Origin of the sequence: Brachybacterium sp. GPGPB12, assembly GCF_038396325.1 — a bacterium.
Lineage (GTDB): Bacteria > Actinomycetota > Actinomycetes > Actinomycetales > Dermabacteraceae > Brachybacterium > Brachybacterium conglomeratum.
Window position 1 is genome coordinate 2,741,355 of sequence record NZ_CP149573.1, and the last position, 16,214, is coordinate 2,757,568.

Annotated in this window: 13 protein-coding genes and 5 pseudogenes; 11 read left to right on the forward strand and 7 right to left on the reverse strand. The window is 73.1% G+C overall.

The window, feature by feature from the left end; translation table 11 throughout:
• Positions 1-2 precede the first annotated feature (2 nt).
• Both WKH84_RS15950 and WKH84_RS15955 read right to left on the reverse strand, forming a co-directional pair.
• On the reverse strand, positions 3-800 hold the full coding sequence (locus WKH84_RS15950; RefSeq protein WP_341854378.1) for an aminotransferase class V-fold PLP-dependent enzyme: 798 nt from the start codon (positions 798-800) through the stop codon (positions 3-5).
• Entirely contained in the window at positions 788-1,333 is a 546-nt protein-coding gene (locus WKH84_RS15955; RefSeq protein ID WP_341854379.1) for a hypothetical protein, read from the reverse strand. Before WKH84_RS15955 ends, WKH84_RS15950 begins: the two co-directional genes overlap by 13 nt.
• Positions 1,334-1,620: 287 nt before the next feature.
• Here WKH84_RS15955 and WKH84_RS15960 point away from each other — a divergent pair, with 287 nt between their 5' ends.
• Positions 1,621-1,959 carry a GNAT family N-acetyltransferase gene (locus WKH84_RS15960; protein ID WP_341854380.1) on the forward strand — a complete coding sequence of 113 codons (339 nt, stop codon included), beginning with the start codon at positions 1,621-1,623 and terminating at the stop codon, positions 1,957-1,959.
• Positions 1,960-2,613: 654 nt separating this feature from the next.
• Positions 2,614-2,931, forward strand: coding sequence for a hypothetical protein (locus WKH84_RS15965; protein ID WP_341854381.1), 318 nt, complete (start codon positions 2,614-2,616; stop codon positions 2,929-2,931).
• 100 nt (positions 2,932-3,031) lie between these two features.
• On the opposite strand, the gene WKH84_RS15970 is transcribed toward WKH84_RS15965, so the two are convergent.
• Complete coding sequence (locus tag WKH84_RS15970; RefSeq protein ID WP_341854382.1) at positions 3,032-3,496, reverse strand: DoxX family protein; 465 nt, start codon at positions 3,494-3,496, stop codon at positions 3,032-3,034.
• Positions 3,497-3,805: 309 nt separating this feature from the next.
• On the opposite strand from WKH84_RS15970, the pseudogene dnaB reads away from it, so the two are divergent.
• The 7 genes and pseudogenes from dnaB to WKH84_RS16005 all read left to right on the forward strand — a co-directional run bounded on the left by dnaB (position 3,806) and on the right by WKH84_RS16005 (position 9,639).
• Positions 3,806-5,183, forward strand: a pseudogene (gene dnaB, locus WKH84_RS15975) (replicative DNA helicase).
• A 188-nt stretch (positions 5,184-5,371) separates the two neighbouring features.
• On the forward strand, positions 5,372-5,908 hold the full coding sequence (locus WKH84_RS15980; RefSeq protein ID WP_341854383.1) for a 2Fe-2S iron-sulfur cluster-binding protein: 537 nt from the start codon (positions 5,372-5,374) through the stop codon (positions 5,906-5,908).
• A pseudogene (locus WKH84_RS15985) lies at positions 5,908-6,153 on the forward strand (FAD binding domain-containing protein); the annotation flags it as partial. The gene WKH84_RS15980 and the pseudogene WKH84_RS15985, both read left to right, overlap by 1 nt.
• Before the next feature lie 244 nt (positions 6,154-6,397).
• Positions 6,398-6,937, forward strand: a complete 540-nt coding sequence (locus WKH84_RS15990; protein WP_341856924.1) for a hypothetical protein — start codon at positions 6,398-6,400, stop codon at positions 6,935-6,937.
• Positions 6,930-7,994: pseudogene (locus WKH84_RS15995) on the forward strand (molybdopterin cofactor-binding domain-containing protein); the annotation flags it as partial. The gene WKH84_RS15990 and the pseudogene WKH84_RS15995, both read left to right, overlap by 8 nt.
• Positions 7,995-8,283: 289 nt before the next feature.
• Positions 8,284-9,003, forward strand: coding sequence for a molybdopterin cofactor-binding domain-containing protein (locus WKH84_RS16000; protein WP_341854384.1), 720 nt, complete (start codon positions 8,284-8,286; stop codon positions 9,001-9,003).
• Between the two features lie 174 nt (positions 9,004-9,177).
• Positions 9,178-9,639 carry an NTP transferase domain-containing protein gene (locus tag WKH84_RS16005; protein WP_341854385.1) on the forward strand — a complete coding sequence of 154 codons (462 nt, stop codon included), beginning with the start codon at positions 9,178-9,180 and terminating at the stop codon, positions 9,637-9,639.
• Between the two features lie 4 nt (positions 9,640-9,643).
• On the opposite strand, the pseudogene WKH84_RS16010 reads toward WKH84_RS16005, so the two are convergent.
• Positions 9,644-10,847, reverse strand: a pseudogene (locus tag WKH84_RS16010) (XdhC family protein).
• A 350-nt stretch (positions 10,848-11,197) separates the two neighbouring features.
• Between WKH84_RS16010 and WKH84_RS16015 the strand changes: the two are divergent.
• Positions 11,198-11,332: pseudogene (locus tag WKH84_RS16015) on the forward strand (DUF485 domain-containing protein); the annotation flags it as partial.
• A 91-nt stretch (positions 11,333-11,423) separates the two neighbouring features.
• Entirely contained in the window at positions 11,424-13,010 is a 1,587-nt protein-coding gene (locus WKH84_RS16020) for a cation acetate symporter (RefSeq protein WP_341854386.1), read from the forward strand.
• Positions 13,011-13,107: 97 nt separating this feature from the next.
• Here the strand turns inward: WKH84_RS16020 and WKH84_RS16025 are convergent, their stop codons facing one another.
• From WKH84_RS16025 to WKH84_RS16035, 3 genes are read right to left on the reverse strand one after another with little or no spacing between them, the layout of a single operon-like run.
• Positions 13,108-14,139 carry a hypothetical protein gene (locus WKH84_RS16025; protein WP_341854387.1) on the reverse strand — a complete coding sequence of 344 codons (1,032 nt, stop codon included), beginning with the start codon at positions 14,137-14,139 and terminating at the stop codon, positions 13,108-13,110.
• Between the two features lie 40 nt (positions 14,140-14,179).
• Positions 14,180-14,518, reverse strand: coding sequence for an OsmC family peroxiredoxin (locus WKH84_RS16030; RefSeq protein ID WP_341854388.1), 339 nt, complete (start codon positions 14,516-14,518; stop codon positions 14,180-14,182).
• 48 nt (positions 14,519-14,566) lie between these two features.
• Positions 14,567-15,865 (reverse strand): AI-2E family transporter, encoded by a 1,299-nt coding sequence (locus tag WKH84_RS16035; protein WP_341854389.1) that lies wholly within the window; start codon positions 15,863-15,865, stop codon positions 14,567-14,569.
• Positions 15,866-16,214 lie beyond the last annotated feature (349 nt).

Sequence of the window (16,214 nt, forward strand, 5' to 3'; positions counted from 1 at the left end):
GCTCAGCTCCCGTCGGCCTCCCGCATCGTCTCCTCGAGCACTGCGATCACGGCCCGCGGATCCGTCGCCGGATTCACGAAGGCGAGGCGCGGCGCGATCTCGCCCCGGAACGCGGTGGGCACGCACAGCATCGTCCCGTCCTTCGCCAGGCGCTGCGACCAGAGGCGATAGGCGGCAGGCGTCCAGCCCGGCCGACGGAACACCACCACCGACAGCTCCGGCTCCATGAGCGGCTCGAGGTGCTCGCTCGCACGGATCGCGTCGGCGACGGTGCGGGCGGAGTCCAGGCAGCGGTCCACCGCCGCGGCATAGGCGGCGGTGCCGTGGGTGGCCAGCGAGTACCACAGCGGCAGGCCGCGGGTGCGGCGGGAGAGGTGGGCGGCGAGGTCAGAGGGGTTGGACTCACCGCGGTCGATCGAATCGAGATAGGCGGCGTGCTGGGAGTGCGCGGCCGCCGCCGGGCGCGCATCCCGGTACAGCAGCGCGCAGCAGTCGTAGGGGGCGAACAGCCACTTGTGCGGGTCGACGATGAAGGAGTCGGCCTGCTCGATGCCCGCGAAGCGCGCCCGGGCGCTCGGCGAGGCCAGCGCCGCGCCGCCGTAGGCGCCGTCCACGTGCACCCAGGCGCCGTGGCGGTGCGCGGTCTCGACCACGGAGGCGAGGTCGTCGACGATCCCGGCGTTCGTGGTGCCGCCCGAGGCGACCACCGCGCAGATCCGCGGATCCTCCGCCAGCGACGGCTCGAGCGCGGCGCCGGTGAGATGGCCGCGGTCGTCCACCGGTACGCTCACCACGTCCATGTCCAGCAGGCGCGCGGCCGAGGCGACCGAGGAGTGGGCGGTCGAGGCGCAGGCCAGCGCCCAGCCGCCGTCTGGGCGTCGGCCCCGCTCGCGCGGCCGCGTGGTCGCGCGCGGTGGCGAGCGCCGAGAGGTTCCCCTGGGTGCCGCCGGAGACGAACACCCCGGCGGCGTCCGCCGGCCAGCCCAGCAGGTCCGCGAGCCAGCGCAAGACCTGGTTCTCGGCGAAGATCGCGCCGGCGCCGTTCTCCCAGATCCCGCCGAACACGTTCGCGGCGGAGACGACGGTGTCGAAGGCGACCGCGGCCCGCGTCGGCGCGGCGGGGATGTAAGCGAGGTTCATCGGGTCCTCGCTCGAGCGGGTCGCCGGCGGCGAGCACCTGGTCGAACAGCTCCATCGCGCGGGCGGCGCCGATGCCGTCCTCGGTGATGGTCGCGCCCACCTCGGCCTGCGGCTCCTCGGCGGCGCGGGCGGTGGTCTTGGGGTCGGTGGCGACGGTGGTGTGCGCGGCCGCCCAGCGCAGAGCGAGGCTCACGGCCTCCCGTTCGTCGCCCCAGACCTCCGAAGGCTCGCGGTGGGCGCGCAGCGCGTCCGCGGCGCGGGAGAAGGCGGAGTCCTCCGCGGTCGGGGCCGTGCTCTGCGGTGCCGGTGCGTCGGGAGCGGGGAGGGGGTGAGGGGTCGCGCGGGGTCCGGGATCACGTCCAGCATCGTCGCACGCGCGCGGCCGACGGGTGGCCCGGGCGGGGCGACCCGCCTGCGCGGTCCTGACAGGGACGTCCGCCTGGCGTAGCGTGGAGGCACCGGCCGAAAGGGGGCCCTGCCATGACGATCGGAGCCGACGGCCTCCCCGAGGAGCACGCGCATGGGCCCGGGGAGACGATCGCCGTGAGGGACAACGCCCGGGCCGGACGCTATGAGGCGGTGCGCGGCGGCGAGGTGGTCGGGATCATGATCTACGAGCGCACAAGGCGCCGGATCGAGCTGATCCACACCGTCACCGACCCCGAGCACCGCGGCGAGGGCGTCACCTCCGTGCTCGTGCGCACCGTGCTCGCCGAGGCGCGGGCCGCCGCCCTTCCCGTGCTGGTGATCTGCCCCTTCCTCGAGAGCTGGCTGCAGCGCCATCCCGATCAGGCCGTCGGCGTCATCGCCGAGGACTGAACACCGCACGGCCGCGCCCCACCTGTGCCGCGTCTCCCCGGGCCGGCTCCTGCGCCCGCTCGGATCCCGCTCGGACCTGCCCCGTTCGCCTTCGCACGGACCTGTTCCGCCGGCTCTCGCCTGGCCCCGCTCCTGCTCGCCCGGCCCAGCGCGGCTCTCGTCTGGCCCTGCTCTCGCCCGGCCCTGCTCTCGCCTGGCCCAACCCCTTCCGGCCCTGCTCTCGCCCCGCCGCGGGGGCCCTGGTCGAGTAGTGGCGTATGGCGTACCTGTATGCCTATATAGCCGTAGTGGCACGCCATGCGCCGTGACCTGACCACGCCGCAGGCCCTCCGGCCCTCAGGCCCGCAGGCATCCTGATGTGCCGGACCCGGGTCCTGGTCCTGGAGCGGAGCCCGCCCCTCGCTGCGGCCATCCTCGGCGATCGGCGGACCGAGGGGCGCGCCGACGGGTACCGTCGGACCATGGACGCCATCGACCTGCTCCGCGACCTCGCCTCCCGCCCCCGTCACGTGGCCGACTCGCTGCGCGGCCGACTGGGGCCCCTGGAGCTCGCCGCCCACCCCGGCGGGCACCCCAACTCGATCGCCTGGGTCGCTGTGGCACACCGGGCGCGAGATCGATGTCCAGCTCGCCGCGCTCACTGGCCAGGAGGAGGTGTGGGCCAGGGGCGACTTCGGCGAGCGCCTCGGGCTCGGCGCGGAGGGGGACGCCGTCGGCTACGGCCACAGCCCCGAGCAGGCCCGCGCGATCGAGGTCCAGGACGGCGAAGGGTCGCTGGACTACGTCCTCGCCTGCTTCGATGCGCTGGAGTACTACCTCGACGAGCTCGCCGCCTTCGACCTCGGCGACATCGTCGACGAGGCCTGGGACCCGCCCGTCTCCCGCGGCGCCCGCCTGGTGAGCATCGTCGACGACGCGATCCAGCACCTCGCCCAGGCCTCCTACGTGCTCGGGATGCCCCAGCGCGGCTGAGCCCGAGCCGAATGCACCGTGCCCGGCACCGCCCCCATCGGGGGCCGGTGCCGGGCACAGGTGATGGCGGCCGGAGACGCCGGAGCGGGACCCTCCCGGGTCAGGCCGCGGCGGCGGCGGCAGAGGAGGCGCGGTCGCGGGAGCCGCGTCGGCCGCGCAGCAGGGCGTCGAGCGAGAAGCGCCCCGCCCCGACCGCGGCGATCGCGAGCGCACCGGCGCCGAGCGCGCCGACCAGCTCCCAGCCGCCGGCGTCGATGAAGACGCCCTGGGGAAGGTGCACGAGGAGCGCGGCGACGAGCATGTCGATCGCGAGGAGCAGGCCGACGATGCCGGTGAAGGCGCCGGCGATCAGCGCGATGCCGCCGACGAGCTCGACGATCGCGACGACGGGAGCGGCGATCTCGGGGGCTGGCACCCCCATGCCGCGGAAGCTCTCGGTCGCTCCGGCGAGGCCGAAGGTGACGAGCTTCTGGTAGCCGTGCGCGGCGAAGATCGCGCCGAGCAGGATGCGGGCCACGAGCAGGCCGAGGTCAGAGGCCATTCCGGTGCGGGACGAGGCGGCCATGGGGGTCCTTCCGTCGGGGGAGAGTGCCCGGCGAACGTAGAGGAGGAGAAACATTGACTTCAAGGTTTGAGTGAATAGGTGAGGGATGCGCCTCATCCGGCCCGCCGACGGCTCGGGTCGCGCTGTGCCGTGGGTCGCTCTGTGCCGTAGGTCGCTCGGCGCTGTCGACCGCTCGGCGCCGTCGGCCGCGACGGCTCGTCGGCCGGGCCGGAGGCGTCGGCCCGTGCGACCTCTCCTCCCCAGCACCGACCTCTCCACCGACGGAAGGATCACGTCCCGTCCGTCCGTCGGACTTCCTAGACTGGCTCGGTGACATCCACCGAAGCCTTCGAAGCCGGATCCGACCGCGCGCTGGAGCGCACCCCGCCCCAGGACCTCGCCGCCGAGCGTGGCGTGCTGGGCGGCATGATGCTGTCCAAGGACGCGATCGCCGACGTCGTCGAGACCGTGCGCGGCAACGACTTCTACCGCCCCGCGCACGAGATGATCTACGAGGCGATCATCGACCTGTACGGCCGCGGCGAGCCCGCCGACCTGGTCACCGTCTCCGACGAGCTCTCCAAGCGCGGCGAGTCGCAGCGCGTGGGCGGTGGCGCCTATCTCGCGGACCTCATCGACATGGTCCCCACCGCCGCGAACGCCGGCTACTACGCCGAGATCGTGGTCGAGCGCGCCCAGCTGCGACGCCTCGTCGAGGCCGGCACCCGCATCGTCCAGCTCGGCTACGCGGCCGACGGCGGCGAGGTCGACGAGGTCATCAACGAGGCGCAGGCCCAGATCTACGCGGTCACCGAGCGCGGCCAGAGCGACGACTTCCTGCCGCTGGGCGAAGTGATCGACGAGACCCTCAACGCGATCGAGGCGACCCAGAACCGCGGCGGCCAGGTCACCGGCGTGCCCACCGGCTTCGCCGAGCTCGACGAGCTCACCCAGGGCCTCCACGGCGGACAGATGATCATCTTCGCGGGCCGCCCCGCCATGGGCAAGACGACCCTCGGCATGGACGTCTTGCGCTCCGCCTCGATCCACAACGGCCAGACGTCGGTCATCTTCTCCCTGGAGATGGACAAGACCGAGATCACGATGCGTCTGCTCTCGGCCGAGTCGCAGGTGCCGATGAACCGCATGCGCGACGGCTCGATGGACGACCGGGACTGGCAGTCCATGGCCCGCGCCATGAGCCGGATCGCCGATGCGCCGCTGTTCATGGACGACTCCGCGAACATGTCGCTGATGGAGATCCGCGCCAAGTGCCGGCGCCTGAAGCAGAAGCACGACCTCCGTCTCGTGGTCATCGACTACCTGCAGCTGATGAGCTCGGGCAAGAAGGTCGAGTCCCGTCAGCAGGAGGTCTCGGAGTTCTCCCGAGCACTGAAGCCGCTGGCCAAGGAGATCGACTGCCCCGTCATCGCGATCTCGCAGCTGAACCGAGGCAGCGAGCAGCCGCACCGACAAGACCCCGATGATGTCGGACCTGCGAGAGTCCGGGTCGATCGAGCAGGACGCCGACGTCATCCTCCTGATCCACCGCGAGGACTACTACGAGAAGGAGTCCGCCCGCGCCGGCGAGGCGGACCTGATCGTGGCCAAGCACCGTAACGGCGCGACCAAGACGATCCCCGTCGCCTTCGAGGGCCACTACTCGCGGTTCAAGGACATGGCGCACTCCGGCGGCTTCAGCGGCTGACCCGCGGCGCCGACGGTGTCGCAGCGACGACGGGACCGCGGCGCTGCGAACGCGGCCGCGCCGGTCCTGCCACTGCGGAGATTGTGCCCCTCGGCTCAGGCGAACGATCGGTCGGTGTCCAGCGGAACCGGTGGCCGAGCCCCGGTCGGCCGGTACGGTGGAACCCCGACCTGATCCGGAGGCGCCCGATGGGCCATCCAGTGCACCTCGTCATCGATGGTCAGCCGCATGACCTGACCGTCGACCCGCGCACCACCCTGCTCGACGCGCCGCGGGACCACCTGGGGAACATGTCCCCGAAGAAGGGCTGCGACCACGGCCAGTGCGGTGCCTGCACCGTGCTGGTCGACGGGCGGCGGCTGAACTCCTGCCTGCTGCTGGCCGTGTCCCTCGACGGAGCGGAGGTGCTCACCTCGAACGGCCTCGCCCCCGACGGCGAGCTCTCCGCCCTGCACACCGCCTTCCTCGAGCAGGACGCCTTCCAGTGCGGCTACTGCACCCCCGGGCAGATCTGCTCCGCGACCGGCGTGCTCCGCGAGGCGGCCGACGGTCACCCCAGCGTGGTCACCGACGACCACGGCCACGACCACCCGATCGAGCTCACCGAGGACGAGATCCGCGAGCGGATGAGCGGGAACCTGTGCCGCTGCGGCGCCTACGTCAACATCGTCGCTGCCGTCCAGCAGGCGGCCGGGGCGAGCACCGCGAGCGAGGGGACGGACTGATGAGACCCTTCGACTATGTACGCGCGGACGACCCCGCCGGCGCCGTCGCCGCGGTCGCCGAACGGCCCGGCGCGACCTACCTCGCCGGCGGCACCAACCTCGTCGACCACCTCAAGCTCGGCATCACCGCCCCCGATCTGCTGGTCGACCTCGGCCGTCTCGACCTCGCGGACATCGAGGAGTCGCCGGACGGCGGCCTGCGCGTCGGCGCCATGGTCCGCAACAGCGATCTCGCCGCCGATCCGCGCGTGCGCCGCGACCACCCGTTGCTCTCCCGCGCCCTCCTCTCCGGCGCCTCGGGCCAGCGCGCAACGCCGCCACCACCGGCGGGAACCTGCTGCGCGCACCCGCTGCGTCTACTTCCAGGACCCCACCACCCCCTGCAACAAGCGCGCCCCGGGCGCTGGCCGCTCGGCGCTCGGGGGCTACACCCGCTACCACGCGATCCTCGGCGCCTCCGATGCGTGCATCGCCACCCACCCCTCCGACATGGCCGTGGCGCTGGCCGCCCTGGACGCCATCGTGGTGGTGCTCGGCGCCGCGGGCGAGAAGCGGATACCGGTCGCGCAGCTGCACCGCCTGCCAGGGGACGAGCCCGAGCGCGACACGGTCCTCGAGCACGGCGACCTGATCACCGCCGTCGAGTCGCCCCCGCCCGGCCGCGCGACCCGCACCCGTTCCACGTATCGCAAGATCCGCGACCGCGCCTCCTTCGCCTTCGCCCTGGTCTCGGTCGCCGCAGTGCTCGAGCTCGACGTCGAGGCGACGCGACCCACGATCCTCTCCGCGAGGATCGCCCTCGGAGGCGTCGCCCACGCCCCTTGGCGCGCCCGCCGCGCCGAGCGACTCCTCGCCGGCGCCCTCGCCACCCGCGAGAGCTTCCGCCGGGCCGCGGCGGCCGAGCTCGAGCAGGCCCGGCCCGTCGCGGGCAACGAGTTCAAGGTGACGATGGCCCAGGGCGTGATGGTGAGCGTGCTCGCCGAGCTCGCCGGCCTGGGCGAGGAGAATGAGGAGCCCCATGATGAGTGACCTCCTGCGCGCCTCCTCGATCGGCACCCCGCGGGTGCGTCTGGACGGGCCCGACAAGGTGCGCGGCCTCGCCCCCTACGCCTACGAGCACCCGGTCGAGGATCCGCTCCATCTCTTCCCTCTGTGCTCGACGATCGCGCTAGGCCGCGTCACCGCCATCGACGCCACGGCCGCGCTCGCGCTCGACGGGGTGGTGCGCGTGATCACCCACGAGAACGCCCTCCGGCTCGCCGACACCGAGGACGGCGAGCTGGCGATCCTCCAGGACGACCGGATCGGCTTCCGCGGCCAGTACCTCGGCGCCGTCCTGGCCGAGACCCCGGAGACGGCCCGCCAGGCCGCCGACCTCGTCGTGGTCACCACCGAGGCCGCACCGCACGATGCCGTCTTCCTCCCGGACCACCCCGCTGTGCGCGAACCCGAGGGCGGCGGTGACGACATCGACGCCGGTGACCTCGAGGCCGCGCTCGCCGCCGCGGAGATCGTGGTGGACCAGCGGTACTCCACCCCTCTCGAGCACAACAACCCGATGGAGCCGCACACCACCATCGCCCGCTGGGACGGCGAGCGGCTCACGCTGTGGACCTCGACCCAGGGCGTGCACCCCGCGAGGCAGACCCTCGCCCCGATGCTGGGCATCGACTCCGAGCAGTTGCGGATCATCAGCCCGCACGTCGGCGGCGGCTTCGGCTCCAAGGGCCTGCCCCATGCGGACATGATGCTCACGGCGCTGGCCGCGCACGCCGTGCCCGGCCGCGCCGTGAAGCACGCCGTCACCCGCCAGCAGATGTTCGCGCTGACCGGGTACCGGCCCGCCACCTCCCAGCACCTCCGGATCGGGGCCCGGGCCGACGGCACGATCACTGCCTTCGGGCTCGAGGCGGTCTCCAGCTCCTCGCACACCAAGGAGTTCCCCGAGATGGCGATCAAGCCCTCCCGGCAGATGTACGTCGGCGAGCACCGTCGCATCACCCAGCGCGTGCTCCCGCTGGACATCGCCGTCCCCTCCTGGATGCGCGCCCCCGGCGAGGCACCGGGGATGGTGGGCCCGGAGATCATGATGGACGAGCTCGCCGAGGCCTGCGGGCTGGACCCGATCGAGCCGCGGGTGCGCAACGAGCCGGAGCGTGACCCCGACACCGGGATGCCCTTCAACCGACGCCGGCTGATCGACTGCCTACGCGAGGGCGCCGCCCGCTTCGGCTGGGCCGACCGCGACCCGCGGCCCCGCGCACGCCGGGAGGGCGGGTGGCTGATCGGCACCGGTGTCGCCTCGGCGACCTACCCCGCAGCCCCGGCGACCCGGCTCGAAGGCCCGGATCCGTCACGAGGCGGGGGTCTACGAGGTGGGCATCGGCGCCGCCGACCTCGGCACCGGCACCTGGACCGCTCTCACCCAGGTCGCCGCCGACGCTCTCGAGGTCGACCCGGACCGCATCGCGCTGAGGATCGGCGACACGGCGCCGCCGAACGCGACCGTCGCCGGTGGCTCCACCGGGCTCGCCAGCTGGAGCGCGGCCGTGCTGGCCGCCGCGGACGCCTTCCGGCGCGAGCACGGCACCGCCCCGGCCGACGGCGTCGAGGCGATCGGGGAGGCGGCAGAGAACCCGGCCGAGAAGCAGTTCGCCATGCACTCCTACGGCGCCCAGTTCGCCCAGGTCCGCGTCCAGGAGGAGACCGGCGAGATCCGTCTGGACCGCATGCTCGGGGTGTTCTCCGTCGGGCGGATCATCAACCCCCGCACCGCCCGCTCCCAGCTCCTCGGCGGGATGACCATGGGGGTGGGGATGGCGCCGCACGAGAAGGGCGAGCTCGACCCCCGCTTCGGACACGTCGTCAACCACGACCTCGCCGACTACCACGTGCCCGTCAACGCGGACATCCGCTCCCTCGAGGCGTACTGGCTGGACGAGGAGGACCCCCAGGCCGGGCCGCTCGGCGCGCGCGGCATCGGCGAGATCGGCATCGTCGGCGCCGCCGCGGCGATCGCCAACGCCGTCCACCACGCCACCGGGGTGAGGGTGCGGGACCTGCCCGTGTTCGGCAGCGACCTCCTGGCACGGTGAGCGCCGCGTCATGCGACGGCGCTCGGCAGGCGGCCGCGCCTCCCGTCGGCCTGATCCTCGCCGCGGGCGCCGGAAGGCGCCTGGGCCGCGGCCCCAAAGCGCTGTTGCTCCTGCGCGGCGCCCCCTGGTCGAGCACGTCGCCCGCGCCCTTCGCGGGGGCGGCGCGCCGAGGTCGTGGTCGTCACCGGCGCGGGCGCCGAGCGGGTGGGCTCCGTCGTGGACGGGTTGCCGTGGGCGCGCACGGAGCAGAACCCGCGCTGGCGCGAGGGGATGGGGACCTCCCTGCGCACCGGCCTGGCCGCGATCGGACCGGGCCGCGACGTGCTGGTCACGCCGGTGGACCGCCCCGGGACGTGCGCGGCGGAGGTGGCCCGGGTACTTGCCGCCCACCGCCCCGGAGGGATCACCGCCGCCGCCCACCGCGAGGCCTCCGGCGGGCTCCGACGAGGCCATCCGGTGCCGCTCGACGCCGCCTGGACCACCGCCGCCGCGGAGGCCGCCCACGCGGACATGGGCGCCCGCGACCTGCTCCGCGCCCGACGGGATCAGGTGCGGCTCGTGGACTGCACGGATCTCGACGACGGTGCGGACCTCGACCTCCCCGAGGACCTGTGGCGGCTGGACCTGCGGGGCTGACCTCTCAGCCGCTCGCAGCGGTGCGCGCATGCAGCGGACCCCTGCCGTCGCGCAGCGGCTCCACGGTGCGGCGCTCGGCCCGCGCGGCCAGGATCTCCGCGAGGATCGCGACCGCCACCTCCGCAGGGCTCCCTGCCCCCACATCGAGGCCGATCGGGGAGCGCGGCCGCGACAGCGCCTCCTCGCCCACCCCGGCCTCCCGCGGCGCCGCGCGTCGATCGCGATCGCTGCGCCGGGACCCCATCGCACCGACGTAGGCGAGGTCCAGCCGCAGAGCGGTGGCGAGCACCGGCACGTCGACCTTCGGATCGTGCGTGAGCACGCAGACCATCTGCGGGCATCGAGGTCACCGCGCTCTGCGGCCGCGGCGAGGAACCGGTGCGGCCAGGCACGCACCACCTCCGCCCCCGGGAACGCCGTGGGATCGGTGAATGCCGGCCGATGGTCGCACAGCGTGATCCGCGGCCCGAGCGGCCGCGCCGCCTCCACCAGCGCCTGCCCGAAGGCGTTCGCCCCGCACACCACCAGGTGCGCGGGCCGGATGCGGGACTCGACGAACAGGTCGATCGTCGAGGCGCCCGCGGGGAGGCGGAGGGTGCCGGTGCGCGCCTCGCGGAGCATGGCGGCGACCTGGGCGCTCCCTGCCTCGAGCGTCTCCGGGGGAGCAGGGTCGTGAGCGCGCTGCGGACCTCCTCGGACCTGTCGCCCGCGAGCAGGACAGCGCGCGGGCCGTCGGCGTCCTCGCCCTCGGACCGGGCCGGGCGCCGTGCGTCGTCGCCCTCGGGTGCGACCGTCCGTGGCGCGTCGCCGTGCGGCGACCGGGTCACGTAGGCGGCGGGGGCGGGGCCGTCGACCGTGCCGAGGGGGCTCTGCGCCCCCGGGGGCGGGGGAGTGAACGGCTGGATCAGCACCTCGAGCGAGCCCCCGCACATCAGCCCGACGGCGAAGGCGTCCTCCTCGCTGAACCCGAAGCTCCGGACGCCGCTCCTCCCGGTCTCGAGCGCCTCGCGGCAGGCATCGAGCACCGCTCCCTCGACGCGACCGCCGGAGAGCGAGCCGTGCAGTGCGCCATCGGCGCCCACCAGCATCGAAGTGCCCACGGGCCGCGGCACGGAGCCCTGGGCGGAGACGATGGTCGCCACGGCGCAGGGGACCGGATCGGAGGGCCGGGCGAGGCGCTCCCGGGCGCGGTCCAGGATGTCGAGCACCTCCTCACCCTACGCGGTGGCCCGGACCAGCACGAGGGTCCCGACCTCTCGGCCGGGTGGCGGGGCGACGCGCACTCTGCCTATGACTGGGATCACACCTGCTACGGTTTGCGGGAGCGCCGGTCCTGCTCCCCGGGCCGGGGCGACGAACAGAACGAAGGAGTTGTGTCCGTGACCACCCCGTCCTCTGCGGCCTCCGGCCCCCGCCCCAGCCGGGCTCCTCGCCGGACCGCGGCCCGGCGTCGCATCCCGGCGCCGCGCCCTCCCCGACCCCAGAACAGTTCCAGGCCGTCCAGAAGTCCGAGGAGTTCGGCCGGTCGCGCTCGAGCTTCCGCAGCTTCGCGATCCCGATGACCGTCGCGTTCCTGGTCTGGTACTTCGCCTACGTCTCGCTGTCCACCTACGCCGAAGGCCTGATGTCCACCCCGGTGCTGGGCAACCTCAACCTCGGCCTGCTGCTGGGCATCAGCCAGTTCCTGATGACATTCCTGATCACCTGGCTGTACATCCGCCACGCGAACCGGAACCTCGACCCGATCGCGGAGAAGCGCGCGATGAGCTGGAGGGGGAGCACTGATGGAATTCGGCAACCCGATCTTCAACATCGCGATCTTCCTCGCCTTCGTGGTGGTGACCCTCGCCGTGGTCATCCGCGTCTCCAAGCAGAACGTCACCGCCGGCGACTTCTACCACGGCGGCCGCGCGTTCTCCGGCCGGCAGAACGGCATCGCCATCGCCGGCGACTACCTCTCGGCCGCCTCCTTCCTCGGCATCGTCGGCGCCGTCGCGCTCTACGGCTACGACGGGTCGCTGTACTCCGTCGGCTTCCTCGTCGCCTGGCTGGTGGCGCTGCTGCTGGTCGCCGAGCCGCCGCGCAACACCGCGAAGTACACGATGGCCGACGTGCTGAGCTTCCGCATGCGCCAGCGCCCCGTGCGCACCGCCGCGGCGACCTCCACCCTCGCCGTCACCTTCTTCTACCTGCTCGCCCAGATGGCGGGCGCCGGCGCGCTCGTCTCGCTGCTGATCGGCATCGAGGGCCGAGTGGGCCAGTCGATCGTGATCGCCGTGGTGGGCGTCGTGATGATCGCCTACGTGCTGATCGGCGGGATGAAGGGCACCACCTGGGTGCAGATCATCAAGGCGGTGTCGCTGGTGACCGCCGTCGGCGTCGCGACGGTGTGGATCCTGGCGCTCAACGGCTTCAACCTCTCCGAGGTGCTCGGCAAGGCCGTCGCGGAGCATCCCGACGGCGCCACCATCCTCGAGCCGATGCACCAGTACGGCACCTCCGGCGCGACCAAGCTCGGCTTCGTCTCCCTCGCGATCGCGCTGGTCTTCGGCGCCGCCGGCCTGCCGCACGTGCTGATGCGCTTCTACACCGTGCCGACGGCGAAGGAGGCCCGTCGCAGCGTGGTCTGGGCGATCGGGCTGATCGGCTTCTTCTACCTGTGCACCATGGTGCTCGGCTTCGCCGCCGCGTACATGGTGGGCGTGGACGTGATCGGCACCCTGCCCGGAGGCTCGAACTCCGCCGCACCGGCGCTCGCCTACGCGCTCGGCGGCACCGTGCTGATGGGCATCATCTCCGCGGTCGCCTTCGCGACGATCCTCGCGGTCGTGGCGGGCCTGACGATCACCGCCTCCGCCTCCTTCGCGCACGACATCTACAACGGCGTGATCAAGGAGGGCAGCGCCACCTCGGCGCAGGAGGTCCGGGTCGCCCGGCGCACCGCCGTGGTGATCGGCGGCGTCTCGATCATCGGCGGCATCCTCGCCGCCGAGCAGAACGTCGCCTTCCTGGTCTCGCTCGCCTTCGCGATCGCGGCCAGCGCGAACCTGCCCTCGATCCTGTACTCGCTGTACTGGAAGCGGTTCAACACCCGCGGCTCGCTGTGGAGCATCTACGGGGGCCTCGGCGGCGCCCTGATCCTGATCACCTTCTCCCCGGTGGTCTCCGGCTCCGAGACGGCGATGATCCCCGGCGCCGACTTCGCCTGGTTCCCGCTGACGAACCCGGCGATCATCTCGGTGCCGCTGGGCTTCTTCCTCGGCTGGCTTGGCTCGGTCACCTCCTCGGAGCACGACGAGCTCAAGCAGGCCGAGATGGAGGTCCGCTCCATGACCGGCGCCGGCGCGGAGAAGGCGACCCAGCCGCACTGACCTGCGGCTCCCGGCCCCGAGCGGCCCGGGCGGTGCGTCCTGAGGGGCGCGCCGCCCGGGCCGTTCCTGTGGCGTGGTCGGGAGAGCGGCGGGCAGGTCAGGCGAGCGGCGACCCTGACTCCGGGCGGGTCGCCCGGTCGTGGAGGTCGATGATCCCCTGCTCCTCGGCCGACGGGGCGGGGCCGGTCACCTCGAGCAGGCGGCACACCGCGACCTGCGCGGAGGCGTCGCGGTAGCGCCGCACCCAGTCCTGATGCTCGGGGGCCGAGGCGGTGCGGGTGCCGAGCGTCTCGAAGCGGTCGATCTCCACGCGCCACGGCTTCGGGGTGAGGCGGGCGCGGTAGGTGTCGTGGACCCGGCACAGCGGCATGTACAGCGGATCGCTGTGCACCTCCGCCATCAGCGCCCGGGCCCGTTCGCTCGCAGGATGGGCGTCCGCGCCGGAGACCAGCAGGCGGAAGCCGTGGCGGGTGCGATACGCGCGCACGCCCAGCTCGGGATGCCGCGCCCCGAAATCGCGGATGCTCGTCAGGAGCTCGGCGTGGACGCGGCCGCGCTCGTCGGAGCCCGGTCCGCCGAGCTCGTCGGGCAGACCTGCCGCGTCGTGATTCCCGTCAGCCGCCCCGCCGACACCGCCGGTCGAGATGTCGGCTCCGCGGGGTGCGGGCTCGCCCGGGGAGGTCTCTCGCGCGGTGTCGTGCGTCGCGCCGCCGCCGAGGAGTCGCGAGAGCGGCCCGGGCCGCTTCCCGGCCCGGCCGATCCTCGGCCGCGACCGGCCGACATCCTCCTGGGGAAGGTCGACGTCGCAGATCAGCAGCGCATCGGTGTTCAGCACGGCCGCGCCGTAGCGGTTGCGGGTCACCGCGGCGATCAGTGCGCCGTCCTCGCCATGGACCTCCTCGAGCGGCTCCTCCGGCAGGCGGCGGCTCGGGTAGTACTCCAGGCCCGAGTCGTGCTCCTGCTCGGGGCCGCCCGCGGCGACGAGCGCGTCCATGCGCTCGCGGGCATCGCGCCGGGCGTCCTCGACCGAGACGTCGGAGGAGCCGTGGATCGTCAGTGCGAACGGGCCCTGTCCGGGGAAGGTGTGCGTCTCGCGGACGGCGGCCCAGTGGCGGGGGATCGGTCGCATGGGCCCGACGGTACCCGCCACGGGCCGCCCGTCGGAGGCCTCAACCGAGCGAGGCCTCGAGGGTGATGTCCACGCCCGCGAGCGCCTGGGAGACGGGGCAGGTCTGCTTGGCCTCCTCGGCCAGGCGCTGGAAGTCGGCCTCCTCGATGTCCGGCACCTGCGCGGTGACGGCGAGGGCGATCCCGGTGATGCCGCCCTCGCCCGCGTTGAAGGACACGTTCGCGGTGGTGCTCATCGACGTGGGCGGGGTGTCGTTCTCGGCGAGCATGTTCGAGAACTGCATCGAGTAGCAGGCGCTGTGCGCGGCGCCGAGTAGCTCCTCGGGGGAGGTGGTGCCCTGCTCGGCATCCTCCGAGCGGGCCTTCCAGCTGAGGTCCATGGTGCCGAGCTGCGAGGTCTCCAGGGTGGTGCTCGCCGGAGCCGGAGATCAGGTCGCCGTTCCAGGCGGTCGAGGCGGTGCTGACGACGGTGCGGGGCATGGTGACTCCTTCGTTGGCGGATCGCCCTCTGCGACGGCGGGGGCGCTCCTGGCCACCGTAGCTCCGGCTCGTGCCTCGCCGATAGGGTCGCTCGTCCGGTCGGCCGGGTCGTTCGACGGGCTCGTCCTGCGCGCGTCGGCCGTGTCGACGGGCGGGGTCCGTGCTGTCGGCGCGGCTCCGTGGCGCATTCGCTGGTACTTCCAGCGCTCCCCGATGGTCGCCTTCGCCGCAGTGCGGTTCTTGGCGGAGAGCGGGTCCTTCCCGAGGACCGGGTCATCGCCGACCTGGTAGGTGTCGGTCCAGATCTGGATGACCGACCACGCGACGGCGGTGAGGGGGACGGCGAGCACGGCGCCGAAGAAGCCCCCGACGATCGTGCCGACGGCCAGCGCCAGAAGCACCACGAGGGAATGGAGGCTCAGGGCGCGACCCATGACGATCGGCTGGAGGAGATTGCCTTCGAGCTGATTGACGAGGACGACGATGGCGATCACCACCAGGGCGATGACGGGACCACTGGTCACGAGCGCCACCAGGGCGGCGATGGCTCCCGCGACGGTGGCTCCGACGATCGGGACGAAAGCTCCGACGAACACGATGACCGCCAGGGGCACTGCGAGCGGCACCCCGAGGATCGCGAGCGGCACCCCGATGAAGAGGGCATCGATCGCGGCGATGGCCGCGGTGCCGCGGACATACCCGCCGAGCGCCTGGACGGTCCGGTCTCCGGACTCGGCCAGCTTCGCTCGGGTCCCGGCGCGGAACCAGCGAAGCGTGAAGCTCCACAGCATCGGGCCGTCCTTCAGGAAGAAGAACAGGACGACGATCATGAGCACCGTCCCGGTGACGAAGCCGGTGGCCGCACCGAGGCCGCTCAGCGCGCCGCCGAGGAACGTCCCGCTGGTGACGAACGCGACGGCCTTCTGGAGCGTGGCGTCGATGGACGCGGTATCGACCGGCACGGGGCTGGTCCGCAGGACGCGCTGGAGCTCCTCCCAGCCTTCGACCGCCGAGCGGGACAGCTCGTCCCAGTCGCCGCGTACGGCGAAGACGATCCCGGTCACCGCCCCGCCCAGAACGATCAGGGTGCCCAGGAAGGCGGCGATCGTGGCCAGCAGCGGAGACCAGCGTCTGCGGACCAACCAGTCCACCAGCGGGTGCACCGCCGCGGCGAGGATGAGCGCCACGATCGCGGCGATCACGACGAGACCGACCCGGGCCAGGAGCCACAGCAGGCCACCGACCACGGCGGCGACGAGCAGGATCTGCGCGCGCGCGTCGCGATCAGCCCCAGCGAGTCCGTCCAGGGCCCAGCAGATCCGGCGTCGCCCGGCGTCGCATGCCGGTCCGCAGAGGCCGGTTGCGAGGAGGGGGACGTCGACATGCTCCGGAGACTACGCTCCGAACATGTCCCCCGACAGGTCCTCCGTCGACCACGCAGCGGTCATCTTCAACCCGGTCGCGGTCCCCCTCGACCGCGTGCGCGTCGCCGTCGAGGCGGAGGAGCGCCGACGCGGCTGGGCGTCGTCGCAGTGGTTCGCGACGGACCGGGGGGACTCGGGGCGCAGTGCCGCGCTCCGCGCGCTCGCCGGGGCT